Origin of the sequence: Hugonella massiliensis (assembly GCA_001486445.1) — a bacterium.
GTDB lineage: Bacteria > Actinomycetota > Coriobacteriia > Coriobacteriales > Eggerthellaceae > Hugonella > Hugonella massiliensis.
Window position 1 is genome coordinate 637,913 of sequence record LN908986.1, and the last position, 26,000, is coordinate 663,912.

The 26,000-nt window shown below is 60.2% G+C and carries 23 protein-coding genes; 12 read left to right on the forward strand and 11 right to left on the reverse strand.

What is annotated here, in order from left to right:
- Window positions 1–2: 2 nt before the first annotated feature.
- Complete coding sequence (gene nrfD, locus BN3270_RS05310; RefSeq protein WP_082673376.1) at window positions 3–1,235, forward strand: NrfD/PsrC family molybdoenzyme membrane anchor subunit; 1,233 nt, start codon at window positions 3–5, stop codon at window positions 1,233–1,235.
- Between the two features lie 248 nt (window positions 1,236–1,483).
- Complete coding sequence (locus BN3270_RS05315) at window positions 1,484–2,200, forward strand: TorD/DmsD family molecular chaperone (RefSeq protein WP_167551322.1); 717 nt, start codon at window positions 1,484–1,486, stop codon at window positions 2,198–2,200.
- Between the two features lie 128 nt (window positions 2,201–2,328).
- On the opposite strand, the gene pdxR is transcribed toward BN3270_RS05315, so the two are convergent.
- Entirely contained in the window at window positions 2,329–3,777 is a 1,449-nt protein-coding gene (gene pdxR, locus BN3270_RS05320; protein ID WP_058986117.1) for a MocR-like pyridoxine biosynthesis transcription factor PdxR, read from the reverse strand.
- A 330-nt stretch (window positions 3,778–4,107) separates the two neighbouring features.
- Here pdxR and BN3270_RS05325 point away from each other — a divergent pair, with 330 nt between their 5' ends.
- The 4 genes from BN3270_RS05325 (at window position 4,108) to BN3270_RS05340 (ending at window position 6,278) form a co-directional block, all read left to right on the forward strand.
- Entirely contained in the window at window positions 4,108–4,566 is a 459-nt protein-coding gene (locus BN3270_RS05325) for a GNAT family N-acetyltransferase (RefSeq protein ID WP_058986118.1), read from the forward strand.
- A gap of 46 nt (window positions 4,567–4,612) precedes the next feature.
- Window positions 4,613–4,936: an ORF6N domain-containing protein gene (locus BN3270_RS09750; RefSeq protein ID WP_408606206.1), complete on the forward strand. Its 324-nt coding sequence runs from the start codon at window positions 4,613–4,615 to the stop codon at window positions 4,934–4,936.
- 16 nt (window positions 4,937–4,952) lie between these two features.
- The gene (locus BN3270_RS05335) at window positions 4,953–5,507 is read left to right on the forward strand and encodes a hypothetical protein (RefSeq protein WP_058986120.1); all 555 of its coding nucleotides are present in this window, start codon (window positions 4,953–4,955) and stop codon (window positions 5,505–5,507) included.
- Window positions 5,508–5,861: 354 nt separating this feature from the next.
- Window positions 5,862–6,278 (forward strand): hypothetical protein, encoded by a 417-nt coding sequence (locus BN3270_RS05340; protein ID WP_058986121.1) that lies wholly within the window; start codon window positions 5,862–5,864, stop codon window positions 6,276–6,278.
- A 556-nt stretch (window positions 6,279–6,834) separates the two neighbouring features.
- Here the strand turns inward: BN3270_RS05340 and BN3270_RS05345 are convergent.
- Entirely contained in the window at window positions 6,835–7,518 is a 684-nt protein-coding gene (locus BN3270_RS05345; protein ID WP_058986122.1) for a DUF4230 domain-containing protein, read from the reverse strand.
- A 2-nt stretch (window positions 7,519–7,520) separates the two neighbouring features.
- Complete coding sequence (locus BN3270_RS05350; protein WP_058986123.1) at window positions 7,521–8,198, reverse strand: DUF4230 domain-containing protein; 678 nt, start codon at window positions 8,196–8,198, stop codon at window positions 7,521–7,523.
- Between the two features lie 390 nt (window positions 8,199–8,588).
- On the opposite strand from BN3270_RS05350, the gene BN3270_RS05355 reads away from it, so the two are divergent.
- Complete coding sequence (locus BN3270_RS05355) at window positions 8,589–9,926, forward strand: tyrosine-type recombinase/integrase (RefSeq protein ID WP_167551323.1); 1,338 nt, start codon at window positions 8,589–8,591, stop codon at window positions 9,924–9,926.
- Window positions 9,927–10,222: 296 nt separating this feature from the next.
- Here the strand turns inward: BN3270_RS05355 and BN3270_RS05360 are convergent, their stop codons facing one another.
- The gene (locus tag BN3270_RS05360; RefSeq protein ID WP_271711933.1) at window positions 10,223–11,695 is read right to left on the reverse strand and encodes an ATP-binding protein; all 1,473 of its coding nucleotides are present in this window, start codon (window positions 11,693–11,695) and stop codon (window positions 10,223–10,225) included.
- A gap of 581 nt (window positions 11,696–12,276) precedes the next feature.
- Between BN3270_RS05360 and BN3270_RS05365 the strand changes: the two genes are divergently transcribed.
- Window positions 12,277–12,630: a YraN family protein gene (locus BN3270_RS05365; RefSeq protein ID WP_058986125.1), complete on the forward strand. Its 354-nt coding sequence runs from the start codon at window positions 12,277–12,279 to the stop codon at window positions 12,628–12,630.
- A 770-nt stretch (window positions 12,631–13,400) separates the two neighbouring features.
- Window positions 13,401–14,027, forward strand: a complete 627-nt coding sequence (locus tag BN3270_RS05370; protein ID WP_058986126.1) for a hypothetical protein — start codon at window positions 13,401–13,403, stop codon at window positions 14,025–14,027.
- 100 nt (window positions 14,028–14,127) lie between these two features.
- On the opposite strand, the gene BN3270_RS05375 is transcribed toward BN3270_RS05370, so the two are convergent.
- The 6 genes from BN3270_RS05375 to BN3270_RS05400 all read right to left on the reverse strand — a co-directional run bounded on the left by BN3270_RS05375 (window position 14,128) and on the right by BN3270_RS05400 (window position 23,083).
- Window positions 14,128–14,703 (reverse strand): hypothetical protein, encoded by a 576-nt coding sequence (locus tag BN3270_RS05375; protein ID WP_058986127.1) that lies wholly within the window; start codon window positions 14,701–14,703, stop codon window positions 14,128–14,130.
- 221 nt (window positions 14,704–14,924) lie between these two features.
- Window positions 14,925–17,006 (reverse strand): DUF262 domain-containing protein, encoded by a 2,082-nt coding sequence (locus BN3270_RS05380; protein WP_058986128.1) that lies wholly within the window; start codon window positions 17,004–17,006, stop codon window positions 14,925–14,927.
- 15 nt (window positions 17,007–17,021) lie between these two features.
- Entirely contained in the window at window positions 17,022–20,735 is a 3,714-nt protein-coding gene (locus tag BN3270_RS05385) for a DEAD/DEAH box helicase family protein (RefSeq protein ID WP_082673380.1), read from the reverse strand.
- On the reverse strand, window positions 20,736–21,770 hold the full coding sequence (locus BN3270_RS05390; protein WP_058986129.1) for an Eco57I restriction-modification methylase domain-containing protein: 1,035 nt from the start codon (window positions 21,768–21,770) through the stop codon (window positions 20,736–20,738).
- A complete protein-coding gene (locus BN3270_RS05395) occupies window positions 21,771–22,763 on the reverse strand; it encodes a restriction endonuclease subunit M (protein ID WP_148335491.1) in 993 nt (330 codons plus the stop codon). It abuts the gene before it with no gap.
- 113 nt (window positions 22,764–22,876) lie between these two features.
- Entirely contained in the window at window positions 22,877–23,083 is a 207-nt protein-coding gene (locus tag BN3270_RS05400) for a hypothetical protein (protein WP_058986131.1), read from the reverse strand.
- 358 nt (window positions 23,084–23,441) lie between these two features.
- Between BN3270_RS05400 and BN3270_RS05405 the strand changes: the two genes are divergently transcribed.
- The 3 genes from BN3270_RS05405 to BN3270_RS05415 are packed head-to-tail and all read left to right on the forward strand — an operon-like array spanning window position 23,442 to window position 25,574.
- Complete coding sequence (locus BN3270_RS05405) at window positions 23,442–23,855, forward strand: hypothetical protein (protein ID WP_058986132.1); 414 nt, start codon at window positions 23,442–23,444, stop codon at window positions 23,853–23,855.
- A 9-nt stretch (window positions 23,856–23,864) separates the two neighbouring features.
- Window positions 23,865–25,037, forward strand: a complete 1,173-nt coding sequence (locus tag BN3270_RS05410) for a relaxase/mobilization nuclease domain-containing protein (RefSeq protein ID WP_058986133.1) — start codon at window positions 23,865–23,867, stop codon at window positions 25,035–25,037.
- Window positions 25,038–25,046: 9 nt separating this feature from the next.
- Window positions 25,047–25,574, forward strand: coding sequence for a hypothetical protein (locus BN3270_RS05415; RefSeq protein WP_148335492.1), 528 nt, complete (start codon window positions 25,047–25,049; stop codon window positions 25,572–25,574).
- A gap of 21 nt (window positions 25,575–25,595) precedes the next feature.
- Here BN3270_RS05415 and BN3270_RS05420 read toward each other — a convergent pair whose 3' ends face one another.
- Window positions 25,596–25,901 carry a hypothetical protein gene (locus tag BN3270_RS05420; RefSeq protein ID WP_058986135.1) on the reverse strand — a complete coding sequence of 102 codons (306 nt, stop codon included), beginning with the start codon at window positions 25,899–25,901 and terminating at the stop codon, window positions 25,596–25,598.
- Window positions 25,902–26,000 lie beyond the last annotated feature (99 nt).

Sequence of the window (26,000 nt, forward strand, 5' to 3'; positions counted from 1 at the left end):
AGATGAAATCAATGAAGAAATCCGTCAAGATCGCGCTCGGCGTCCTTGTCGTGCTGATGGCAATCGGACTGGGATGCTGGATCTGCCAGCAGACCTTCGGCTTGGGCATCACAGGCATGTCGAACGGCACGTCCTGGGGCCTCTACATTTGCCTGTTCCTGCTGTTCGTCGGCCTGTCGGCCGGCGGCCTGATCGTCGCTTCCGCGGGTAGCGTCTTCCATATCGAAGACTACGAGAAAATCGCCCTGCCGGCGATCGTCACCTCGCTGTCGTGCATCCTTGTTGCCGGCGCGCTCGTTTTGGTCGACCTAGGCGGAATCGCCCGCATTTGGCGTATGCTCACCGGCCCGAACTTCATGAGCCCGCTCGTATGGGACCTGTGCGTCATCACGCTGTACATCATCATGAACATCGTGGAACTCGTTTTCCTCGTTTCCAAAAAGGAAGGCGCAGCCCACAAGCAGTGGGTTGCAAGCTGCATCGCGCTGCCCGTTGCCATCCTCGTCCACTCCGTGACCGCATGGATTCTGGGCCTGCAGATCGGACGCGACTGGTACAGCTCCATCATGGCGCCGCTGTTCGTCGTGTCCGCCTTGGACTCCGGCCTGGGCCTGCTCATCCTCGCCCTGTTCGGCCTGCGCAAAGGCGGCTGGTTCGAAGTTCCCGATCGCCTGTTCTCCAAGCTTGCGATTCTGCTTGCCACCGTCGTCGCACTCGACTTCTACTTCGTGTTCTGCGAAGTCCTCGCAAGCGCGTACCCGCAGGAAGAGCACGTGCTGCAGACCCTTGGCGAGATGTTCTTCGGTTCGACCGCACCGTTCTTCTGGCTCGAAATCATCTTGCTCGTCGTGAGCTTCATCATGCTCGCTTCTAAGAAGCGCCGCCAGAACATGAAAATCATAGGCTGGGCATCGGCCTTCGTCGTGGTAAGCGTGTTCTGCAAGCGCGTGTGGCTGCTGTTCTCCAGCTTCATCCATCCCAACATCGCCTACGGCCCCGGCATTTCCAGCGGCTCGCTGTCCGCACGTCTGTCGTCGGGCGACCAGATTTGGGCAGTGACCAGCAACTATGCGCCGACGTTACCCGAAATCATGGTTGCCCTCGCGGTAATCTCCTTCGGCGTCACGGTCTTCATCGTCCTCATCCACAAGCTGCTGCCCAAATACAAAGAGGCGCATGCAGACCAGGTGGCCGAACTCGCACAGGAAGCCGCTGCCGAACGCGCAGGGAAGTAACCCTCTGCCAGCACCTTCCCAGCGCACGGATGCTGCTAAACGCTGAGAAGTAGCGGGAGGCTCCCAGGGAACGCGCCTCCCCCGCAATGCCGGCGGGGCTCGCATCCGCCCCGCCGGCGCTTCCCAAAGACGCCGACCCGCCGTTACCAAGGCGGTAGCGGCGGGCAACGGCTCTTTGGAAAGCGCCGGCACACCATCAATCAAGAAGCGCTCGTAAGCGCATAACGCGTGAGAGAAAGGCGATGTGCATGTCAGTCGAAGTGAACGATCTGTTGGATGCCGATCAGTGGCGCGCATACGGCGCCGTGTACGGCTTCGTGGGAAACGAGCTTCTCACCCCCATGAACCGTTCGGGCAATTACCAAGGGCTCGATCCGTCGTTTTGGGCGCAGATGCCCGTTCCCGAAAACAGCGAGGGCCAGCGAGGCCTTGAACGTCTCGAGGCGTACGCGCGCAAAGCCGACGAAAACGCTGAGCGGGACGCCATGGGAGCGCTCGTCTACAGCAACGACCCGGCTGTGGCGGGCATGATCGCGACATCGGTTGAGTTCGCGCACCTGTTCATAGGCCCGCCGCGTCCCGCCGCTGACCCGTGGGAGACGGTCAACGACCCCCGCAACGACAAGAAGGTGGCCTATGGGCATGCGACCGTTGCGATGCAGCAGCTAATCGCTGCAGAGGGGCTCGAACTGAACGGCGAGAGCAACCAGCTCGAAGACCACATGGGCATCGAGCTGCTGTATCTCTCGGTGCTCTGCGAGAAGGCGGCAGCAGCGAGCGCGAACGACCAAGACCTTGTTCGAGAAACCGCGAACAAGGCGGCATGGTTCATTCAAGCCCACCCGCTGCACTGGATAGCGCGCTTCCGCGCCAATGTCGACGCAGCACGACCGGAAGGCTATTACTCTGCCTTGCTCGAATACGTCGACGGGGTGCTGAACGACCACTACGACTCGCTCGCCTAGCCGATCCAACCCGAGAACCGACGAGCAACGATGACCCAGCTCCGTACGCAAGGCCGACGTTCGCGCGACCAGCTGGTTAACGCCATCCCCCAACGCACCAATAAGACGTTGGGGGATGGCGTTTCGCATTAACCGTACCAGGCCTCGCCGAGACGCCGTATTCCCTCGGGGATATCCTCTTCGCGAATCTGGGAGAACCCCACCAGCACGAAATTGCGCATCGGGCGAGCCTTTCCTACCCAGTAACGGTCGGTTCCGTACACGCGCACGTCACGCGAGCGTGCAAGATTGATCAACTTCGACTGGTCGCGCTTCTCGTTATCGCCCAGCAGGATATGAAGCCCGGCATCGCCGCCGACGATGCGCACGTTATCCCCCAGCTCTTTGCGAATGCTCGCAATGAGAGTGTCATGGCTTTTGCGATAGCGGTTGACTGTCGAACGCTCGTAGCGCGTCCACTCCGGGCTGCTCATGAACAGGCACATCATCTCCTGATCGAGCCACGGCAGTGCGCAGAAACGGTACCGATGAACGTCGTTCCACCGTTCCATCAGCGCTGGTGGAAGCACCAGATAGCTCATGCGTATGGCAGGGGAAAGAATCTTCGACATCGTTCCCAGGTAAATAACGCGGCTCGGACACAGCGACTGCAGGGATGGAACGGCGTCGGAGCCGTAGCGGTACTCGCAGCAATAATCGTCCTCGATGAGGTAGGCATCGTGCCGTTTCGCCCAGTCGATGACCTTCAGACGCGTGGCGAGAGGCATGATGTAGCCAAGTGGAAATTGGTTCGAGGGCGTGAGGAACACGAGCTTCGCATCGCAGTCTTCGAGCACCCGAAGCAAGTTGTGCCCGCTGCGGTAAGCGGGCAGAGCGATGATGTGCGTGGCGCGACTCTGGAAGACCCTCAGCGCCCCATCATAACCGGGGTTCTCGATTGCAACGCTGCGTTGTTCGAACGGAAAAAGCGAGAGAACGGAGTGAAGCGCACTTTGCGTCCCCGGCTGCATAACGACCAGGTCGGGCTGGCAATGCATCTCGCGCGTAGCGTTGAGCTTGCGGGCGATGCACGTACGCAAGGCAGGCAGGCCTAGGGGGTCGATATAGGTTGCGGCCCCGGTGAGGTCCGCCTCGTCGAACGCATCGGCGACGAACGATTTCAAAAGCCCTGTGGGGAGCCCGCTGGGATCGCGGTTCCCGTAGGAGAAATCATAGCGACAGCCCAGGCTGTCCCCCAGCGGGCTTTTACGATGCGCAGGAAGATGGACGGTAGTAGATGCCGGGCTTTCCGACGACAGTTGTCGTTCGACGCTCGAGAAGTCAAGTTCTTCGACCACGTAGCCGACACCGCGCTTCCCGCTTGCAAAGCCCTCAAGGCTGAGCTGGCGATACGCCGCTTCGACGGTGTTGCGGGCAACGCCTAGGTTCGTGGCGAGATCGCGGATTTTGGGAATGAGTGCGCCGGCGGGTATGCTGCCAGTGGCAATCTGACTGCGAATCTGCTGGTAGATCTGGCGATAGGCGGGAACGCCCGAATCATGGTCGATGTTGATATCGACGTGTGCGACCTCGTGCATAGTCCCTCCTTGTTGCCGGCGTAAAAACTGGCGGTTCTCGTTCATTGTTGCACACGATTCTGACCTGCTATGCGTTTGATTCGAGAGGTGGGGTTTAATCAGCGACTTCCCGATTCGCTCAAGCTTTCGCAGTTGCGCAAATCCTGCGATTCGGCTCCTCAACCACGGTCGCTTCCGCTTTGCCTCTGGCACTCACCCGCTTTCTCTCGAAACAACTCGCGGAACTGTTTCGAGAACGCTTCCCGCCGTCGTTCGGGCCCTTCGATCCATGGGTGCGATCGGTTCTGATGGGATTGGCCGAAACGGACGGAATGGCATAGAGAGGCAACCATGGAGCTTGTGGACGGCGCGCCCTATCTGGAAGAGGCAAAGGGGCTCATACGCGAGTACACCGAATGGCTGGGACGCGACCTGGCGTTCCAAGGTTTGGAAGACGAACTAGCCGATCTGGGTGGCAAGTACCTGCCGCCGCACGGCAGGCTCGTCGTCGCCGTAACCACCGACGGCACGGTCGTCGGTTGCGTTGCCTACCACCGCCTGGACGATACGACGGCCGAGATGAAGCGGCTCTATGTGCAGCCGGCCGGGCGCGGGCACCATCTGGGCGAGCGGCTGGCGGAACGCATAATGGAGCTTGCGCGCGAGGACGGATGCACGCGCATGGTACTCGACACGGTGAAGCCGCTCGAGGCCGCCGTGTCGTTGTACCGCAAGCTGGGCTTCGACGAAATCGACCCGTATTACGGCAACCCTATGGACGACGTCATCTACTTCGGACGCGACCTGTAATCCCCCTGCACTTCTTCGCCGCATTCTGCAGGATGAACGGCTTCGACTGCACGTTCCACGACCTGCGAGGCGACCCGAGGCTGAGGGCGTACGAGGCCAGCAAGTCATGCTCGACAGCGACCCTGCCGAGCTGTACGGCGTTGAGACAAGGGCGCTCAACCGCGCCGCCAAGCGTAATGAGGACCGCTTCCCCGAGGACTTTCGCTTCAAACTCACAAGAGGAGGGGAGCTGGACCTGCCAAGGTGCCGAATTGGCACCTTAGCAGGTCGGGACACTGATTCTTCGATTGGCCGCACGTACTTTCCCCATGTGTACACCGAGCAAGTCGTGGCTGCTCTCGGGCGTGCTCCGCAGCAAGGTCGCAATTGACGCAAGTGTCCGCATCATGCGCGCTTTCGTTGAGATGCGCCACTTCATCGCAGACAACGCCCATATGTTCGAGCAGATCAGGAGCATCGACCACAGGCTGGACAGCCTGGAGCACTCGACCGACGAGCGCTTCGAGCGCGTCTTCGACTACATGGGAGCGCACGAGGCTCCGAACCAGAAGGTCTTCTTCGAGGGCCAGGTCTACGACGCGTTCGAGTTCCTGGTCTCGCTCGTGCAAAGGGCCAAGCGCGAGATCGTCCTGATCGACGGCTACATGGACACGGGGACGCTCAACATCCTCGCCAAGAAGCAGTCGGGCGTCTCCGTCACCGTGTGGACACACCCCAAGACCAGCCTCACCGCACGTGATGTGGCAACATTCAATGTGCAGTACCCCGCGCTCGAGGTCAGGCACACGGCCTCGTTCCATGACCGCTTTCTCATTCTGGACGGTAACGAAGGCTACCTGGTCGGAGCGTCGCTGAAGGACGCTGGCAAGAAGAGCTTCGCCGTCGCCAAGCTTGAGGACTCCGCCATCGTTGACTCGATTGTCGCCACGCTTGGCAAGTAGAAAATGGGGCTCTAGCTCTAAGGTCGCAATTTGCGACCTTAGAGCAGCACAGCAATAGGCGCAACGGGCACAACTTGTACCCGTTACCATGCCTTCTCGTCTGTAGCAAACCCTGCCCCGTCTCGCTTTGGGAGCGAAGACTCGCCTACGGTCGCTCTAGTGCGAGGGGCGCGAAAACTTTTCCGACGGGCGCAGGGCGCCCCTCGGAAAACTCAGGCGCATCCGCGTTTCGCTTTACCCCTTGCACTGCCGCTTGCCCGCAGGCGCCATCCGCGCCACAAGGCGCGCCAGGGGGCCCGGCACGAGGAAGGCAGACGGCCATGGGAAAGGGCATCGAAGAGAGGCCGCACGAGGATGCTGATACGGAACAGCAAGCTGCCCTTCGAAGACGTCCTCGCTCTGGACAGAGTCCAGAAGGGCGTCCCGATATCTGACGCCGCTCTGCGGAGGCTGCGTCGAAAGGGGCTCGTTGAAGGTCGCAGACCTCATGTACGGGTCGCTGCCTCTATTGCGGAGATCACGGGCACGCGGGCGAGCTACGTCGAATCGCGCGGCAAGTCGGAAGAGTACTGCCAGGCCCTCGTCACCGATTACCTGAGGAAGCACGGCACGGCATCGCGACTTGAGCTGAATGAGACCGTTTTCCCGTCGCTCTCCAGCGAGCTTACAGACTCTCAGAAATACGACAAGGTCGGCAACATACTCGCCAAGATGCGCCGCTTGGGAACGATTGTTTTCGACAAACGGAAATCGGTGTGGACGCTCGCGTAAGTCCTTGACGGTTTAAGCGAGCCTACGCGGCGTTTACGCGGTCGGCGTCGGCCAAATCGGGCGTTTCCGCAGGTAGTCGATTTGTTCGGACTGTCCTGTTTACGCGACCTTACGCCTCGTAGCTCAAGCTATTCGAGACAACGCAATCGACGATCACCGTTCGGCTAGGCGCCTCTATCGATTTGAACAGCAGCAGGGCAAAGCGAGATCTCCGGAAGCCAGCTGAATCTGGAGCACGAAAGGCTCCGCGAACTTCACCTGTTTACGCGAGCTTACGCGGCGTTTACGCGGTCGATGGCGGATGGCTCGGACGTTTCCGCAGGTAGATGCTTAGTCAAATCTATCCGATTTACGCGACCTCGACTGACCCGGGCGCGGAAGCGAAGCGGGGGCAATCTGCGTCGCCATCATGAACATCTTGCGAGAGGAGGTACGGCAGGGCCGGACTCATCACAGGCGAAGTCTTGCTATCGTATGAAATCTAACAGCTTGGATAACGAGGTCTTCGCTGGCGTTAGCGAAGACCTCATACCGCAAACGTTGCACGCAATGCTGCTTAATTAAACCGCACAGTATACGTCTGGCCCACCTGCGAACCGGTATTTTCAACCCATTCACGAATAAGGTCTTTTGCGCGATCAGTTCCCTGCTGTTTGAGCGAACTGTTTTGCTCCGCAGTGTCTCTCATGTCGTTTTGAGCACCAACCAGCATTTGGGTCTTTTCATCATCAGTCACATTAGTGAACATTCCCGTATCGGTTATGGGATCGCCAAGCGAATCGTAGTCAATTTGGACACTCTGGATGGTCGCATCTGGCACGTGTACCATCACGACGTTGTTGGCATCAGGCTGAGAAATCGTTATCTGGCTGGCGTCAACCCCGACGGTGACGATGCCATCGTATTCAAGCCAAACTTTTTTGTAACCGCTGTGGAACACCCAGCCGAGGGGGTTGTCTTGTTGCTCGGTTTCAGCGTGCGCCACGTTATGGTAATAGCATTTGAGTGTCGCAAGTTGGCTGATGGACTGTACGTCAGAGAAATCAGGCGTATTGCTTGGCGCGAACTCAGATGCGGCAGGATTCTGGTTCCCTGCACCTACCCCCGCCTTGCTGCTGCCGGCGAAGCCGAGCGTGCAGACAACGATAGCTACCGCAACTAAAACGACGGTGACAACGACGCCGAAGATGGACGGCGCTTTATTCGGTGTCTTGTCGCGACTCTTTGCTGCATCCTTCATAGCTATTCGCTCCACTCGATGGTATACCCGTGCGTCTGGAGTAGAGGGTCGATGAGCCCTTCAATCGTCGACTGGAGGTTCTGTTGCGCGACGCTTCGAATGTCAGTCGAACCATCGACTTCGTCATTCGCATCCCGCTGACAAAGTTCGAGCGCTTCTTTCTGGTTAGATCCAGGATTGCTAGGGATGTAGTCGATGTCCGGTTCAATGCTGACTGACAGAGCGATGTCGGGCAGATGCGGGGTGACCGTCTTCTCTTCATCGTTGACGTCGAAGGTTATTTGGGACATGTCAACGCCTGCCGTGACGGTACCCGTATAACGGACTTTATATCGCTCCGAGCCATCATCGTTGTACTTGGTAGCGATGCCGTTGTAGATGAACTGCGCTGTCGAGAGTTCACTTACGTTGACGACATCCATGAGCTGTGATTTCGTTATCACGTTTTCTGCGGAGATATCGCTATCGGAGCTTGGTGCCTTCGAGTTAGACCATAGCTGGGAGCCTCCAACACCAATGGCCGCAATTGCGATAAGCGCGACCACCGTGAGCGCGATGCGCCTACGCCGTCCTGCCGCCCGCCCTTTCGTAGAGCTCTCATGCGATGAAGGTTCTCGTTCGCTGGCATGATCCGCAGAATGCGCGTCGGCTGCTACGCCGTTGTCAATCTTGGGACCCACCACGCCCCCTCTCATAAGCGTCATCGTGCTATCGCATATATATGACTGCATTTTGGCCTATAGCCCTGCGTTTTGTCAGTCATGAACAGCATGCGATTTGCTGGAACACTAGTAATCCTAGGCACAGTCTAGCCAATAAAAGCCCATACGCAACAAAAAAGCCCTCCGAAGAGGGCTTGAAGTTTTGGTCGCGGGGGCTGGATTTGAACCAACGACCTCCGGGTTATGAGCGACTGGGGGTCTGTTCCACTGGCGTTCTCCCTTTGCTGACCGTGCCAAAACCGCAGGTGAACGGCGTGCGAAATGTGGTTTTTCGCTTCTCCGCTTCCCCTGCTTGCCCATGTTTCCGTCTTTCCAGCATCCGAATGTTGGTCAATTGTTGGTCACGTTGTGGGTCACAATGTTGGTCACGGTTGGCTGTGGAAAACCGCTTGGAAGGACAGCCCCATGAAGTACACGAGCAGAGGCCTGCGCCGCAGGAGGAACACGAACAAATGGGAGGTCATCCTCTCGCACCACGACCCCCTCACGGGCGAGATCGTCACCACCTACCACACGATAGAGGCGAAGACCAAGCGCCAGGCCGAGAGGGCCCGCGACGAGCTGATCGTCGACCTGGAGGTCAAGGGCGGCGCGAGCGGGTCGTCCACAACAGTGCGCGAGTACCTGAAGTCGTTCGTCGACTACAAGGAGAAGAGCGGCACCATTGAGCCCCGCACGGTGAAGGGCTACCGCGCGGAGGCGAGGCAGGTGAGCCGCTACCTGGGCGACATAAGGCTTTGCGACCTCACGATCGCCGATGTTAACGGGTGGATGGCGGACATGACCGCCCAGGGCTACGCGCCCAAGTCCGTGGAGAAGCCGTTCCGCCTCCTCAAGCAGGCGCTCAAGTTCGCCATCGCGCAGGACTACCTGGCCAAGAACCCCTGCGACTTCTGCAAGCCGCCCAAGCGCGTGAAGCCAAAGATCAACGCGCTCGACCGCGCGGAGCGCACCCGCATGCTCGGGCTCGCCGTGCGCGCTGAGGCGGAGAGCCCGCTCGGCATGGCCATAGAGCTCGCCCTCACCACCGGCATGCGCCGCGGCGAGGTCTGCGCGCTGCGCTGGTCGGACCTGGGAGACGACGGCACCATAACCGTGCGCCGGGCGCTCGGCAACGCCGACGGCGGGTACTACGTGAAGGAGCCCAAGACCGGGAAAAGCCGCACGATCCCCCTCACCGAGCACACGTTCGCAATCCTCTGCGCCATGAGGAAGGACACCGAGCTGCTGTTCAGGAAGCTCAAGCTCCCCGCCGCCGACCCCTATATCCTGGGGACCCAGGAGCCGGAGAGCCGCTACTACAACCCCACGCAGCTCGGAAAGGACTTCGCCGCGTTCTGCAAGATGAACGGGTTCAAGTGCACCTTCCACGACCTGCGGCACACGTTCGCCACCATGATGATCGCCGGAGGTACCGACGTGCGCACCGTGGCGAGCTACCTCGGCCACGCGAACGTCTCGATGACGCTGGACACCTACGCCGACGTGGACCCGGACGCCAAGAAGGCGGCCGTCTCCAAGGTCGCCGAGGCCTTCGACGTGGACATGTCGTTCCCGGCCGACGACCCGGGCAGAGACGACGCCGCCGGGGCGGCTTGCGCCTCCGGCCTCACGTTCACCGTGGAGCAGCTGCGGGCCATGCTCGCAGAGGCCGAGAGGCGGGAGGCCGACCATGCGAGCGCTTAAGGCGATTTTCAAGGCGGTCAGATTCATAGCGAAGGCAGCCTTCAGGTTCATGTGAACGACGCGGAGACTGCGCGCAGGGGCCCACCCGCTCCAGTTACTCCGTTCTGGTCCGTTTTACTCCGTTCTGGTCCGCTCGGCGCATCAAAGACCCATACCCGCAGCTCAAGGGCCATGTCGAATCTGCCGCCGGACGCTTTCCGCGGCAGATTCGCCCTCTTAAACTCCGTTCTACTCCGTTTTAGTCCTCTCTACTCCGTTCTAGTCCGTTCGTGCCTCTTGCAGAGAAGGACTGTGGGTCACGAGCGACCGGCACCGAAAGCCGCCTCGTTGAGCGAGTAGTACTGGGAAGGGTCGTGAGTGCTGCTCCCGTGCCATACCAGCAGTCCCTTGTCGGACGATAGGCCCTTGAGCGTCCGCGCGCAGAGGGTCGGGCCCTTCTCAATCACCTTGCCCAGCCCCTTCGTCGTGACGCGCCCATGCGACATCGCCAGCCTCATGGCAGCGATCTCGTACTCGCTGAGCCCTTCCAGGGTTTCCTGGGACACGGCCGCTGTGAGGCTGTCGTTCTGCCTTAGCACACGGGAGGTGGCGCTGTTCTCCAGCGTCAGGAGCACGGAGGAGTTATTCGGCTCGGTGTACAGGGGCTCGTTGAGGAAATAGCTCGCCATCTCGTCGTAGATGCGCTGGACGCCCTCGTTGAGCTCGCGCACCCACCCCATCTCCACCAGCGCGCGAGCGAGAACGGGGTTCCTCGAGTAGCGTGTGTGCCTCATGTTCTCGAGCGTCACGATGTTGGGGAGCCTCCCCGGAGACAGTATCTCCATGCGGTCGTCGTACATCGTCACGCGAATGTAGTCGCCGGAGAACGCGTAGTTACGATGCGTTACCGCGTTCACCAGGCCCTCGAACCAGGCGAACTCCGGATACTCGGGAATCGTCTCAAAGCGCCCGTCCTCCCCGAGGAACTGAAATTCCCGTAGGAGGCTCGATATGAGCTGTTGAGCTCCCTCGATCTGCCTGGGCAGCGGGCCGTCGAAGGTGCGGTCCTTCACGATGTTCATGCGTTTGCCCGTCGAGAGGCTCGTGCCGTCCACGCGCAGGACGCGGACCCTGGCCCAGGGCATGAACTTCCCCGGATACTCAGAGAAGAGGAGGACGCCGGCATTCGTCAGGTGCCCGTCCACGAGAAAGCCACGGCTTCGCAGAACCTGCTCGTCGGACAGCCCGGTTGCGCCTATGTCGTCCTTGTACCGCCGCAGGACCTCGGCATCGATGTCGTCTATAGAAGAACGGTCCTGCACCTCGTTCTCATAACTGCGCTGATTCTTGTCGTACTCCAGAGCCAAAACCTGCTCGCGATCGAGCTTGACGCTCTTGTCGTTCTGACGGAGGAACACCTCCTTGTCGCTTATGCGCGACACCACGTGATCCGGCGACGGTTCGACGTCCAAAACGAGAATCACATCGTCCTCGCCCATGCAGTTCACGACCTGGACGCGCTCGGGGTGCACGATCGGCCCCGGGGTGCAGGTGCCGATCGGAGCTTGCTCGAACTCCTCGATATTGTGCGCGCCATCACGTTTGAAGCCGGTGATCTTCCCATCGTCCTCGATGCCGATGACGAGCTTGCCGCCCGAGGCGTTGGCGAAGGCGCAAATGTGCTTGGCTATTTCCTTCTCGTCCTTGCGGGCGCTTTTCCGGTCGAAATACTGGTTCTCCTCCTCGGTGGAGAAGAGCGCCGGGTCGTTGCGGGTGATTGGCTGCTGCACGTGCTCCTCCTGATGATCGATGGTGACATCTTACCGCAGGCTCGTCTTGCGGCGGCATCGTGCGCGAAGACCGCCCATCCGCATTGTCGAGGCAGGCGCAGTTGGGGCTCTGCATGCCGGCGTCCAAGGCTACGGGAAACCGAAACGCGCTCTCCACGCTTTCCACCACGGCGGGCGGCGGAGGGCCCATCCGTAGCCCGCAGCCGTTCGGCGCGGTGGGCAAGGGTGGTGAGCGCCGCCCTGCCTGCAGTATCGCACGCACCGTTATTCGCCAGCACCCGTCTGCTCTGGCCCCTTGCACAGCCGAGGCCCCGGAGCCGCTATCGCCTGCCATGTTCCGCATCCGGATGGCCTCCTCCGTCACGTCCCTCCCGGGGCTTTCCTTGGACCTTCGCAGGCTCGCCACGAACCCCTGCGGGCGCAAGGGCCGCAAAAAATTTTCGATGGGCATTCCAAGACGGCGATCGAAAACTCGGGCCCTGGCGGGTTTTGCTTTTACCCTTGCGCCCTCCGGGAACCGCGGCGGCATGCGGGCCACAAGGCTCGCCACGGGGGCGGGCCGAAACCGAAGGAGGTCAATCATGGAAGCGATCAAGGACAAGGCGATGGCGGCGGCCGGCACGTTCCTGGAGCGCAAGGGGTTCGAGATCCTCGAGAGGGGCTGGGCGCACGGCGACGCGAGCGTCGACTACATCGCCAGGGACGAAGGCGACCTCGTCTTCGTCACCTGCCTCGTCGGCGAGAACAACGGCACCGGGTTCCCCAAGGAGGAGATCGACCGCAAGGCGAACGAGCGCCTGGCGATAGCCTACCTGGCCGAGCATCCCGAGAGCGGCGACTGCACCGTCCGCTTCGACACCGTGAGCCTGGTGATCGTCTCCGACAGCCGGGCGCTCCTGCGCCACCATCGCAACGCGCTCTGCGCCGTGGAGTGACCTCCCTCCCCGGCGCTTACGCGGCCCCGGGCCCGCAAGGGTCCGGGGTTTCTTGCTGTCCGCTTTCCCCGGCGAATCGTCCTTCGTTCCCGGCGGCCGCGCGCACGCTTCGTTTCCTCGGGTGTTGCCATTCCGCGAAACGCACGCAGGTAAGCCTGTCAGCGCTGTATCGATCCTCCGCACATTTCACCGCGGGGGATGCCCGACCGGCGGCAATCACGCTCACTGATGCTTAGTGAGCCACTGCGGTCGTCTGCCCCGTGACGCTTGCCACGGTAGCCGCCATCATCCTAGCGTCGCATCGCTCCCGCAACGCAAGCTCGCCAGATGTCCAGTGCGCGTTGCCCGTTTCGGCCATCTCTACTCCATGGCCATGCCGCTATTTTATCCGCCGACGACCAACACCCGCGCGCATCTGCCAGCGCCTCGAGCGCGCGAGCACATCGCTTCTGTGATGCAAAGCGCCTATTCCATTCATCCGTTCCGGCAGCGCAACCGCGCACGCCTCCCCATCGCGGTGACGCCCCTGTTCCCAATGAACCTCCACGCACGAGGCGTCCCATGACGCTCCCCTCACCCTGGGCAGAATCGCCGAAGGCCCGCACGGCGGCAAGGGCCGCGAAAACTTTTCGCCCCATTCACCATGTCCATGGGCGAAAACTCGAGCCCTCTCGGGTTTCGCTTCCTCCCTTGCAGCCGCGCAGGCCGCCGGCACCGCCCGGGCCAAGAGGAGCGCCAAAGGGGCGCCCCACGAGCCTAGGAGGCACATCATGGGAAACAGGGCGGTCATCACCACGAGGGAGCACGAGATCGGCGTCTACCTGCACTGGAACGGAGGTCTCGACACGGTGGCGCCGCTGCTCCGGTACTGCGAGCTGCAGGGCTACCGCCCGCCGAGCGCGGACTGCTACGGATGGGCGCGCATCTGCCAGGTGATGGGCAACTTCTTCGGCGGGAGCCTGTCGCTGGGCATAGACCGCTTCGAGCGCCTGAGCAACCCCGGCGACAACGGCGTCTACGTCATCGACGGCTGGGAGATCGTCGGCCGCGAGGGGCTCTACGACGGCTTTACCGAGGAGAACGAGTACGACTTCGACGTGATGCTCCACGAGTTCGACGCCTCGATGCCCGAGGGCGAGCGGCTCGGCGAGTACCTGGACGCCGCGGAGGTGCCGTTCTCCGAGGTCGAGCTCGGGGACGAGGTCTGGATGCGGACGGCCTACGGTCTGAAGGCCTTCCCGGTCATCGGGTTCGCCGAGGTCCCCGCCCCTCTCTCACGCGGTGGCGGCAGGCTCGAACGCAGGCCGTACGTCGCGCTCTACGAGAAAGATGGCGACTACACCTGGAACCCTAACAACTTCCCGGAGGGCGACGTTTTGCGCGTGAGGAGGAGGTAGCTGTCGCCGGGGCCCGCTAATCCGCGGGCCCCGAATCCACGATGTTGAGACAGCTGCGGTACACGAACACAGAGCTACTATTCCGCAGAGACGCGGCATGCTACAGGAGCACGACGCCATAGATAGCGAAGATAACCATTAAGCCCATTGCTACCATTGTTAGGATATTTGCAGCTGTGACCAATTTGACGATGATGTCGTTTCGATGCCGCATTGTCGTGAAAGGTTCATCCAGCTGCCTCGCATACTGACGAGCACCCTCCTTGCAAGAGGCGATCTCATGCGGGAAGCCATCAACTGTTTTCGCAAGCTCTCCGGGGCTGTTGAGTGATTTGTATCGGAACCTAAGGCAAGCCACAAGCAGGAGCACAAGGCTTCCTGCGAGCGTCAGGAAAACGAGGAAGCAAAACGCCACGAATGTCCCCGTCATTCCTGAATCCGAAAATGACGGGTATGCCAAAGCTACCGCGCCCGTTGCGGCTGCGACGAGAATCGAAACGCACGTTGTAAGCCTTCCCACCGTTCCGGTGAGCGATGAATACCGGTCCTCCTCCATTTGAACTGAGCGGTCTACTATGCGGAAGAGGTACTCTGCTGTATTCCGTGACTCATCTGCTGTTGCAGCAGACTCCATTTCGTACGGGTCATCATCGCGCCCCGTCTCAATCCCGCTCATCTCTCGACTCGGTCCTTCGTTGAGCTATTGCCCGACCTGGTGTTGAGGTTCTCCGTCAGCGGCAGGTCGGAGCTCTCTGGTTTGGGGCTTCCCTGCTGCGATGGTTTCGTTTCGCTTGTATTGTTGTCTGCCATATCTTCGCTTTCTTCGTCTTGGCGGTCGGCGCTTCATTCTCTTTCTTTCGCCCACGGGCCGCCTGCCTGTTCAGGCAGGCGGCATCCTTACTCAATAGCGTCAGAGACCGGCATCTCGAACGAGAGCTCGCTCTGGTCTATGTCGCACAGATCGAACACACGCCTGAGGAGGTCGATTTTCGCTGACGTGCTCGACGCCATGCGCACGTACGCCCCGTCGTCAATCTTCATGAAACCGTGATCCTCGGTCGAATGGAATTGGGACGCGGGATAGTTTTGCCCCCCGACGAGCGCATGAATCTTCGCCGGCTCCAGCTCGTTGACGAGTTGGATGACCTTGACGCCCATCCTGTTCCATTGGCTCGTGGGATAACGGATTCCCATGAAACTAAAGGCAGCTATTCTCCTGCCGGTGAACTCCGTGTCCGAGTCCAACGTCGCGACTTCGGGCAATGACTTCTTCGGTACGTACGAGGATTCCGGGAAGGGCCACAGCTCGAGGAACCTGTTCTCGAGCAGCTCCTCCCGCTCCTTCAAATGCGACTCGTCCCAGGCTTCCTGCTCTGCAACCCACCTGTTGAGGCGGAAACCGCTCTCCCTGAAGCCATCCTTCATGTCCCGCTTCTGCCTGAACGGCCGGTTGCTGTAGTCAGAGTTGTACGCGGTAATCGTGAGGTTGGCGAGCTTGTGGCACCACTCCTCGTGCACGCGCTCCCACTCCTCGCCCAGGCTTAACTTCCAATCCGCGCTGAGCGTCTGGGGCATGATGTGTTCGACGGAGAAATCCCCGTCCTCCAGGCCCCTGACGACTGCCACGCGTTCGCTGCTCTTGCCGTTCTCCAGCCTGTCGTAGAGGTAGAACTTGCGGTTCTGTATGTGGTAGAAATCCCTCGTATCCAGAGCATAGAGGAACTCGTCGTCGTTGGGGAACCTCCCCGTGCCTCCCTTGTGGGTGAGCAGGTACTTGACGACGTCCTGGTAGTCGGCCCCTTCGGCGACGCCCTTGAGCGCATCGCCGTGCAGAGTTTCGAAAACTTTGTTCAATGCGTTTGCGGGAACGCCGCACGCCCATCTGCGGAACAGGTAGGAGTCAATCGTCCACAGGATGTCGGCGACCGCCTCGTCCTCGACGTTTCCGGTCGAGCGGTAATCAAGCAAATTCAACAGATAAGGCTGCGTGACGCTTGCGTCGAAGAGGCGTATCGCCCTGAGGGCCGTGTCGATGCCGTCTACTCCCGTGTCGGGATGGTTGCACGTTCTGTAGTACTTCGAGTACCGAAGAAGCTCCCTGAGCAGGCCTTCAGAGTCGGCGCTAGGAGCGTCGGGGCCCTGCTCGCCGAAGTTCTCCGACGCATACTTCCGGAACGCCGGATAGACCTTCTTAATCGCCGGGGTCTTGCCCTCGCGTGCGGCAAGGTAGAAGCGGATGAAATCGCTGACGAGGTAATCCGTGTTGAGCTCGACGGGGTTCCAGTAGATGTCGTAGTACCTTTCCTGTCGTTCCTGGTCGAGGTTCATGAGCACGAAGTTCCTGACCTTGTCCGCCTCCGAAAGGTCGAGGCCGGTCGAGTTGAGGCTCTCGAAGATGAGCTGAGCGTCGTCATCGGCATCGAGGGTGATGTCGATGACGCAGAGCTCTGTGATGGCCTCGTAGAGCTCGTCGACGCTGATATCCATCCGCGCTATGCGGTCGAGGAAGTACAGGTAGTTCTGCGTCACGTTCGACCCCTGCACGAAACCATCTTCATCCCCATCGATGATTGCAGCGAACGCCTGGCTGTCGCTCTTGATCAGCTTGAGCCTAAGCTTCTGGTCTTTCCTGTGCCTGGAGTCAATCAGGTAGTCCTCGTCGATGTCCCTCGCAAGGTCCTCCTCCGACGAAGAGACGACGCCGTTGCGCACTTGCGTCCTCATGGCTGCGAATAGGAGGAACACCGTCGTGATGCGCTGCTGGCCGTCGATGATCACGCGCTCGCCCCTCGGCGTCTGTGAGACGATGCTCCCGAAAAAATGTTCCCTACGCCCGTTTCTCGCTACGTCGACCAGGTCGTCGAAGAGCCGCCCGCATTGCTCCGGCCTCCAGTCGTAGTTGCGCTGGTATACCGGAATCACGAATCGCGTGCGCTTGCCCTCGATGAGGTCCGTGAGGTACTGTTTTTGGCCGTTCACGCGGGCTGCCTCCTCTTATTGCCGTTTCTCCAGCGCGCGCTCTGCGGCCGAAGCGGGGATGTACCATGCGGGCCTGTGGCCGGTAGCCTTTCCGCCGTTAGCCTTGTACGTGAATCTCGCACCGCGCTTCTCGAGCTCGTCCATGAGCGGCTTGATCGTCTTGTCGCCGATGACCCACAGGTTGCCGCCGCTTACGCGCTTGTCCGCGTATTCGAGGCCGGCCTCCTCGACGGTCGCAAGTATCCAATCGGATTCGGCGGTATCGCGGCTCGGATTGCCGGCCCCTCCGCCTTTAACCGGCACCGCACGTTTTGCGGAGCCCGCAATGGCCGCTCGCGCGCAATCACCATCGCCCATTTTATCGCCGAAAGTGGCTGCCACGAACTCCTCGAGCTTTCCCTCCAGGGCGAGCTTCGCGGTATCCGCCTTCACGAAATTCGTGTCGTAGCCCGCACCGATCTCGTTGCTGTAACCGAGGATGTAATGCGTGGCGATCTGGTAGATGATCTCTGTGGGGGCGACGCCGAATACCTGGTTCTCGAAGATATGGGCTAGTCGCTCCTCGTCGTCAGGGAACAGCGCGCGCATCCTCTTGCTGTTGTAGAGGCGCTTCACTATCTCCGTGATGAACAGCCCGGATTTCATGTACAGATCGGCGAAGGTGTGGTCCGGGTCGTCGAAGCAGCCAGGGTTCTCCTCCTCGAACAGGTCGACCATCTGCTTCACGACTCGTTTTGGCGTGTAAATCTGGTTGGTCTTCTGGGGCGGGATGTAGTCGAAGATGTCCTGCTTCTGGCTCTCGTCGAAGTAATTGGCGAGCTCGCCGCGCAGCCTGACGAACTCCTTCACGGAGTCGTCGAACACGACGGGGTCGAAGAGATTGCCGCCGAAGTGCACCGTCTCGCCGTTCTCGTTCTCGATGTCGCCGCCGTCGCGCAGCAGTTTGAACTGCTCGACGGTGATGCTCGTGACCTCCTCGAACACGTCGGCGGGGATGATCTTGTCGAAGTTCTCGAGCGTGGTCCTCTCATCGCCGTATGCCATGAGGAAGGACGGGATGGTGCGCGAGAACCCGCGCAGGTGGTCGCGGACGGTGTCCTCGATGCCTTTCTTCTTGTTCTCCCTCTTCGCGGTCTCGATGGTCTTGACGATGTCCTTGCCCGCGTTTTCGACGAGCTCGGTGCTGGAGCCTTTCAGGTCGTCCTTCAGCTGCTCGAAGGCCTCCTTCTGCCGCTCGCCGTACTCTGCGGCAACCGCATCCTCTTCCGCATCGGTGCGGGCCGCTTCCATTGCCTTCTGCTTCTCGAGCTCGAGCTGGTTGCGCTGGATCTTGTAGTCGCCGATCTTCCGGTTGAGGGCGATCTTCGCATCGGCTTCTATCTTGCGCTCGATCTTCTTCTTGTGCGACGGCTTGAGCTCGTCGTCGTAGTGTTCTTTGGCGGCTTCGACCAGCGGTTTTACGAGCGCGGTGGAGAAGTACTCGGTAAGGCGGTCGAGGGCGGCGTCCTCTTCGTTGGCTTCGACTGATGTCACCTGCAGTCCCTCGATGACGTCGTCCAGCTCTTCGGCAACATCCCCGTAGATCTTTTCGCCGAACATGCCGTTGGCGGTCCCGATGACGATGTCCTCCGGAACCTCGACCTCGCCGTCCTCGTTTAGGTTCAAGTCGTCGGCGGTGTCCTCGTCGATGTCGACCGGCACGGGATCTTGCTCCTTGAACTCGGGCAGGCCCTCGATGAGCTTCACGATCTCCGCAGGTGCGTGGAAGATGTGGGAGATGTTCTGGAAGAGGAAGTCGCTCATGAAACCGCGGCGCACGACCTCGACCGAGCGGATCTTGCGCGGGATGCTCAGGACCTTCTCCGGGTCGAGCTCGATCATCTCGCCGTCTTCGTCCTCGCCGATGACCGGGAAGAAGTTGAGCAGCGTCTTGATATGCTTCTTGCGCGTCTCGACGTCGCCGCGCCCGCCCGATGTGCTCGAGTACAGGTCGTTGGCGAACTCCTCGAATATGGTGAGCGTGCGTGCAGGGTCGAAGTCGAAGACGTAGGCGTTCTGCTTTCGCTTGTACTCGCCGCTCTCCTCGAAGAGGCAGGGGTTCTGTGCGCGGAAGGCCGCTTGCATGTAGAGAGACGGGCTCTTCATGTTCGACAGCATGAGCACGGCGGTCCACTCGGGAATGGTGACTCCGGTAGTCAGCTGCCCGACGGACAGGGTGATCGTCTTGTCGTTCTCCTCGATGGCCTTCTTCACCTTGTCGAAAGACGCCTCGGTGGCGTCCTCGTCGTCGAGCTTGCCGTCGCCCGCCGCGAGGACGATCTCGTATTCGCCGAACACCGGGTGCTTGCTGAGCTTCTTCGCCAACGCCTTCGCGGAATCGACGCGGTGGAGCATCCAGAAGGTGTGCTTCAGCTCTTCCCTCAGCTCCGGCGTCGAGAATGGGAACTTCTTCTGCGTGGTCAGGGCGTCGAGGAACTTGTCGACGTCCCCGTCATGCACGAACCTGCCCTGGTCGTTCGTGGCGAAGAACTCGTTCAGGTCGAACGCGTACTCCTCTTCCTCGCCGTCGATCTCGATGCCAGACTCGACCTCGGACCTGACGATCTCGCTCATCTGGTAGGTGAACAGGTTCAGCTTGGGCAGGTCGGCGTAGGGGTTCTCCTTCTCCGGGTCGCTCCAGTCCCTCTTGGCCTTCTGCTCGTCGGCGTAGGTCCAGTTGAAGATAGCCTCCTGCGGGAACTTCTCGTTCGCTATCGCCTTGAACGGGGTGCCAGACAGGTGGAGCGTGAACTTGCGCTTGATGTGGTCGAAGGCAACGTCGGTCTTGACCGTGTCCACGCCCTCGTGGGCCTCGTCAATGATGAGAACGTCCCAGTCGATCCTCGCGACGTGGTCGAGCTTGTCGAACTTCCCTCCGAAGGCGATAGCGCCCTTGAGGTCCTGAAGGCTCACGAACTCGATGAAGTTGCGCGACCTACCGGCCTTCTTGTCGTCATATGCAGCATCCAGGTACTTTTGCCGTGGCACCACATAAGGTCTGCCGGCTAGGGCGCTCGTGTCGGACACGAAATAATATCCCGAATCGGTTCCCAGGAACTTCGCATAGTCCTCGTACCAGGAGTTCGCGATGGCGGGACGGTTCGTAACGATCAGGACGGTCTTAGCGCCCAGGGCCTTGCACAAATCGTAGGCGGTGAGCGTCTTGCCGAAGCGCGGCTTGGCGTTCCAGAGGTACTCGCCGCCGGGCTCGCCCCCGTCGCCCCAGTGAACATGCGCGTAGCTTACCGTCTTGTCGACCGCGTCCTTCTGCTCGTCTCGCAGCTCGTACTCGCGCGCCGGCAGCGTCTCGAGGATGCCGCGGTTGGCCCGGAAATCGAAGAAATGCCTCTCGCCCGTCGGCCCGTCCACGAAGAACCACTCTTTGCTCGGCTCCCGCTTGACCCCCAGCTTCTCGAGGTAGGCGTGGAACTCGTGGTCCTTGAAAGTGCCTCCGCCCTCGAAGATGGCGTTGCCGGACCATTCGAGCTTCGCCACCACGTCGGCGGTGTAAGTCTGCTGGTCGATGCGCTTCTGTACGTCTGGCTGTTCGGTGTAGCCAATCTTCGTCCAACCGTCGTGACGTTTGACCTCGGGGGTCGAGTACGAGTAAATCTGCGGCACTGCCTTCTTCGAGGTGTCGATATGTCCTGTGAGGTCGGAAAATGGGGCTGTCTTCTCAAAATCAGACATCTAGTCCATCTCCTTCACGTGGGTCTCGATAAACTCGATCTCGTCTTTAGACAGCCCGTATTTCTTGTAAAGCTGCTTGTCGATGTCAGGGATGGGTTTGGACCAGTCGATGTCGGAGTTTGAGGTGAAGTCCTGGAGGGGGACATACTTCCATTTTTCTGGCGGATTGTCTTGTGTGATTTTCAGAATGCCAAGCATAGTGCGCGCAAACTTGGACTTCACATATTTAAGGCACGCCTCGGCCTCAGGTTTATCTTTAAATGACCCCACGCCTATGAATGATTGAGTGTACCCGATAAGGGGTTCCTCGATAAGGGGTGTGGAAAGCACTTCCCCCAAAGCACCGGAACCGTTTGATTTGGGTAATACAACCTTGTATGCGTTGAGGTTGCCGTTGTCCTCGACATATTTGTGACGCACCCATTTGAGGCTCCGCCTGTTTCCTGGCTGAGTAAGGCCAAGAATCCTTATTTCGTCGTCTGATTGCTTGGTGTCGCTAAAGCAGGATAACTTGTTGAAAGAACTTGTAACGATGCGTTTTTCTCGCCCATCACTGCTAATGATCTTTCTCGCATCGGGGAAGTCCTCGTACAGCGAGACAAGATTGAACTTATTCTGAAGATACATAACATCAGTAATGTGACCGCTCGGATTGGATTTTGCTACTTTTTTGCGAATAGACCGCAACGACTCAAATGGAGTGAAAACTTCAATAGGGCCAATCTCGGCATCCCCGTCTCTGTAAGTAACAGCAACGCCGCCTTTGATATCAGTTCCCGGAAAGACCCGTGCGCTCACTTGCTCATAATCGAGAACTGATAGATGCGGATCGGCAAGCATCTTTCTGTTCCAATCCTTTGGCGTTTTGCCAGCATTGAACAAGAACCGTCCAGGCGTAACGAGCTCGACGCGGCCCGCAACCTCATATACTTCGTCCATGAAATAGTTGTAGATAGGCTTATCGCTAGTACCCTGCACTTCTTCCTGATATGGAGGATTGCCTATCACAGCCCAGAACTTCTTCACTGCTGTCACCTAGCCTTTCAGTGATTCATATGTCTGCGGTTTGCGAGCGCGCCAGTCGAAAATCATGCATTTTTGGGCAAATGACATGCGCTCTTGTCCTTGGCCCTGTCCCTCTTCATCGTTATCTTCAACAACGTTCCTGGTTTCATCCATGAATCCAGCGATGTCATACATGCTCATCTGCGGATTTTCTTCCACCTCTATGGGCCCGTCCCATTCGGATGGCACGCAGCACCGCAGACCATCCATCTGCCAGAAGTTCCACGAGATAATGCGGGCGATGTAGCGGGCTTCCTTCTCGGTGGGTCCCCTATCCCATGCGTCGTTCATGTGATCGCAAAACGTGTTGAAGACGTTGATGCGCGCTATGAGCAGGTTGTCGCCCTGGTACTCATAGCCATATGAGCTTTGGAGCGCACGTACCGACCATTTGTACCAGTCCTCGCAGGTGTCCGTGCAGCGTTTCACCACGCGTAGCTTGCGATCGAGGAAGCCGATGCGCTCGGAAACGGGCACGTAGTCGCCCGTGGTCGTGTCATAGGGAGAGCAGACATACGGTGCCTCGCCGCAGGTGATCTCAAGGAGTCGATTGTCGACGTACTTCTTCCAAAGGCCGTCTTCGCGGAGTTTCTCAATGCGCTCTTCGGTAAGACCGGAGTTTTGATCATCGGCGAAACCCGATAACTCGTCCTCGAAGAAAGCATCGTCCAAGCAATCTACCATCCGCCTGCACAGCCACGAGGGCGTGAAGACCTCAGCCTTCTGCTTCGTGCGCCACGCCTGCGCATCGGCGCTCTTCGCCACACGTGGCTCGATAATGCGCTCGTTCCTCGTGAATTTAGGCAGTATTAGATCGGGAGCGATTTCGTCGTACGGCTCGTATCCCTTTCCGCGCATCACGTACTCGTTGTCCGCCCAGAGAATGTTCTTCTTGGTTGTGCGATCGACGAGCAGGCAGGAAAGAACGTCGAGTCCGTAACGCATACCGAGTGCGCTGACCAAATCGACGTCTTTGATATTTTCGAATGAGGGCGTCAAGCTTTCTGCCCCCGCCCTTCATCATCGTGACATGAAAGGCGAAACCGTGCAGAATTCCCTTCGAGGCACCCCACGGGCTATCGTCCTTTCGTGACGAGGTCTTCGAGCATGCACATGCGGACGTAGGCGCTGAAGCTGACGCCCTTGAGGGCAGCGGCCTCCTTGCCGGCGTCGCGTAGGTTCTTGGGAATCCTGATGGTGATTGCAATCATTTCGCCGTCGACGAGATACTCCTGTTTCTCGGTCTCGGTTGCGTCGCCTTCGACCAGGTCTGTGTACTTCATTGGCTGACTCCATTCAGATGCGGAGTGCAATACATACGCAAACATGTTATCACGTGCATTCCGATCGGGTCCTGCTTTGGCAATGGCTAACCCCCCATCATTAGCAAGCAGCCTATTTTGTGTATCAGAGGCACCCAAAACAGCGCTTGCCGTCCTGGACGGAATCGGGCCCAAAATGCGCCCGCTCCCGCCGCCTCCGCCTTGTAGCCAACACGGATACGCGGCTCGTGTACCGACCGGTGCCGCCCGTGCGGTACACTTTTTGCGGGGGAGTCCCCGCGCCCCTAGGAGCGGCCATGCCGCTCTGCCAAGACCGCGCACGTGCTCGTCACCGTGTGCCTCAGGGCAAGGACCGACCATGGGAGAACCCAAGATCAGGCAGCTGCACGCGAGGATTTCCGAAACCGATTACATGAGGACTGTGAAGCTCGCCAAGGAGCTCGGCATCTCGCAGGCCGAGCTCATCCGGCTGCTGCTGCAGCTACCCGCAGACGACGTGCAATGTGAGGGTGTAGAACGGTTCATCGTGCTCGACACGCTCACTGCCGGCAAGCTCTATCGCGAGCTCAACCACTGGGGCTACCAGCGCAACCAGGGCGTGCACGCGCTCAACAGAATCGCCTACTACCTCCGCGCCAACTCGCTCGACTCGGACGACGTCATGGACGGCTACGCCCTCGTGCGCCGGCGCTTCGACGCGATCGAGGAGACGGCGCAGGCCATCGCGCCCAAGGTCGATGCCATCGCGCAGGCGCGCTTCCTGTTCAAGTAGGCGGCTGCCATGCCGATACTGAAGCCGATATCGGGGCACACGTCGTGCTCCGGCGTCTTCCGCTACCTCACCAAGGACGGCCGCGCGCTCGCCTCCGACTACATCAACCTCGACGTGCCGGAGCGCGACGGGGACGCGCCCTTCGACTGGGCACGAATCATGGACGACACGCGGCATCGCCACGGCAACGACCGCGCCTGGGGAGGGAAGCCGGCGCGCACCTACAAGCACTACGTGCTCTCGCCCGACCCGGAGGACGGCATCGACCTCGACGGCCTGCGCAGCCTCGCCGTCTCCTGGGCGCAGGAGCACTTCGGCGACTACGAGGTCGCGATCGTCTACCACGACGACAACGCGAGCCGTATCCCGCATGCGCACGTCGTGGTCAACAACACCAACCTCGCCACTGGAAACAGGCTCCAGGACCCCGACCCCAAGGCGCTCAAGCACTCGCTGCAGGCGATGGCCAAGGGACGCGGACTGCACGACCTCGACACCGACCTGCCCGGACTCGACTCCCGCAGGGACCGCTTCAGGAGGCCTCCGACGCTGCAGGCTGTCTACAGGCGCCGCGCCGAGGCGGCCATCGAGGCCGAAGGCGGCTACTCGTGGGTAGCCGACATCCGCCGCCGCGTCGGAATCGCGCGCGCCATCGCCCGCAACGAAGCCGAATTCAGGAGCGTGCTCTCGAGCATCGGGATCGAGGTCGCCGACGGCTCCCCGAGGGCGGGCATGCAGGACTGGGTCTACTCGATGGCGGAACACCCGACCCGGCGCATCACCGGCGAGAAGCTCGGTGTCTCGTACGGCAGGGAAGCAATCTCGCGCAAGTTCGAAAGCCGGCCGTTCGGGCGGTTGGGCGATGCGAGCGAGAGGCGTATAGCCGAGATTGCGCGGACCGCCTTCGAGCTGGGCGACCTCGAAGAACTGAGAAGGCTCTCCGAGGCGGTGGACTACGTGGGGCGCAACCGCATACGCAGCGTCTCGCAGCTCGAGGCAAGCGGCGCGCCAGGGGAGGTCTCCGCATTCGTGAAATCCTCGGGCATCCTGCCAGATCGTTCCAGCACGAGGGTCGTCCCCGAGCCCGATAAAGAGGACCCGGGACGAACCAGAAGCGGTTCAGACAAGAACATCCCGTGCCGAAACCCGAACCGTAGCCAACGCAGGGAGAAGGAGAGGTAGAAGATGGTCGTGAAGACCTACTATGACAACGGGCACTTCGACGTCTTCGACACCGTGAGCCTCGCGGACGCGTCGGAGTTCAAGGGGAGTAGACTCGCCAACTGGTCGCTTGAGATCGGGGGCGAGGGCCCGCTGCTGCTCAACCTCTACTGGTACCCGAACGCGAGCGATGAGGCGGGTCCTGCGGGCCTTCCCATAGCCTTCAGGCAGGACGGCTGGAGCTTCGTGATCGCCGACGAGAACGATCGCGAGCATCTGCTCAAGGTGACGGTCGACGGCGAGGCGGTCCTGCTCCGGGCAGGCAGCGGATTCGTCGACTGCTGTAGGTTCGACCACGCCGTCGAGCTGGCGGACCACTTCGTCCCGCGCGGATCGCGGGCGCTCGCCTTCCTGGAGGGCATGCGCGGCGACTGGGCCGGTGGCGACCCCGACGAGGAGCTAGCCCGGGTGCTCGGCATGGACCCGGAAGCGTACAGCTGGCTTACGGATGCGGCAGGCGCCTACCCCGATGAGGGAGACCGCTTCGCCGCTTCATAGGCGGCGCCTTGATGCAGATGGCTATTGCTCGTCGTCGCCTTCGAGGATTTCGTTTGCCTGCTCCATGACGCTTTCGACCTGTTCGGCGAAGTACCGGCGCTGCGCAGCGGTGTTGGCGATGTCGTCGGGGTCCTCGTCCAGGAGGTCGCCGAACCTCCTGCCGCCGTACTTCTCCACCGCGAGCTCCTCGACGTCCCTGATGAAGTCGTCTAGGTCGTCGGCATTGATCGCCACGCCGAGCTGCACGACACAGTCGTCGGGGTCGTCGAATATGTCTGTCATGACGAGCATCTTGTTGAGCTGCGAGAGGTCCTTTGGCTCCGCCATGGTTCCCCTTCGTTCGAATCCTTCCCTAGGGCAAGGATACCAGCAGCAAGGGCATCGGCAAATCAGGTTGCATCTAGCGGTCGTTCTCAAGGTCCATGA

Coding starts and splice junctions, on each gene's coding strand:
- BN3270_RS05370 (WP_058986126.1), top strand. CDS start 13,401: ATGGGAAACAGGGCGGTCATCACCACGAGGGAGCACGAGATCGGCGTC.
- BN3270_RS05405 (WP_058986132.1), top strand. CDS start 23,442: ATGGGAGAACCCAAGATCAGGCAGCTGCACGCGAGGATTTCCGAAACC.
- BN3270_RS05400 (WP_058986131.1), bottom strand. CDS start 23,083: ATGAAGTACACAGACCTGGTCGAAGGCGACGCAACCGAGACCGAGAAA.
- BN3270_RS05420 (WP_058986135.1), bottom strand. CDS start 25,901: ATGGCGGAGCCAAAGGACCTCTCGCAGCTCAACAAGATGCTCGTCATG.
- BN3270_RS05325 (WP_058986118.1), top strand. CDS start 4,108: ATGGAGCTTGTGGACGGCGCGCCCTATCTGGAAGAGGCAAAGGGGCTC.
- BN3270_RS05340 (WP_058986121.1), top strand. CDS start 5,862: ATGCTGATACGGAACAGCAAGCTGCCCTTCGAAGACGTCCTCGCTCTG.
- BN3270_RS05315 (WP_167551322.1), top strand. CDS start 1,484: ATGTCAGTCGAAGTGAACGATCTGTTGGATGCCGATCAGTGGCGCGCA.
- pdxR (WP_058986117.1), bottom strand. CDS start 3,777: ATGCACGAGGTCGCACACGTCGATATCAACATCGACCATGATTCGGGC.
- nrfD (WP_082673376.1), top strand. CDS start 3: ATGAAATCAATGAAGAAATCCGTCAAGATCGCGCTCGGCGTCCTTGTC.
- BN3270_RS05365 (WP_058986125.1), top strand. CDS start 12,277: ATGGAAGCGATCAAGGACAAGGCGATGGCGGCGGCCGGCACGTTCCTG.
- BN3270_RS05335 (WP_058986120.1), top strand. CDS start 4,953: ATGCGCGCTTTCGTTGAGATGCGCCACTTCATCGCAGACAACGCCCAT.
- BN3270_RS05345 (WP_058986122.1), bottom strand. CDS start 7,518: ATGAAGGATGCAGCAAAGAGTCGCGACAAGACACCGAATAAAGCGCCG.
- BN3270_RS05410 (WP_058986133.1), top strand. CDS start 23,865: ATGCCGATACTGAAGCCGATATCGGGGCACACGTCGTGCTCCGGCGTC.
- BN3270_RS05385 (WP_082673380.1), bottom strand. CDS start 20,735: ATGTCTGATTTTGAGAAGACAGCCCCATTTTCCGACCTCACAGGACAT.
- BN3270_RS05375 (WP_058986127.1), bottom strand. CDS start 14,703: ATGAGCGGGATTGAGACGGGGCGCGATGATGACCCGTACGAAATGGAG.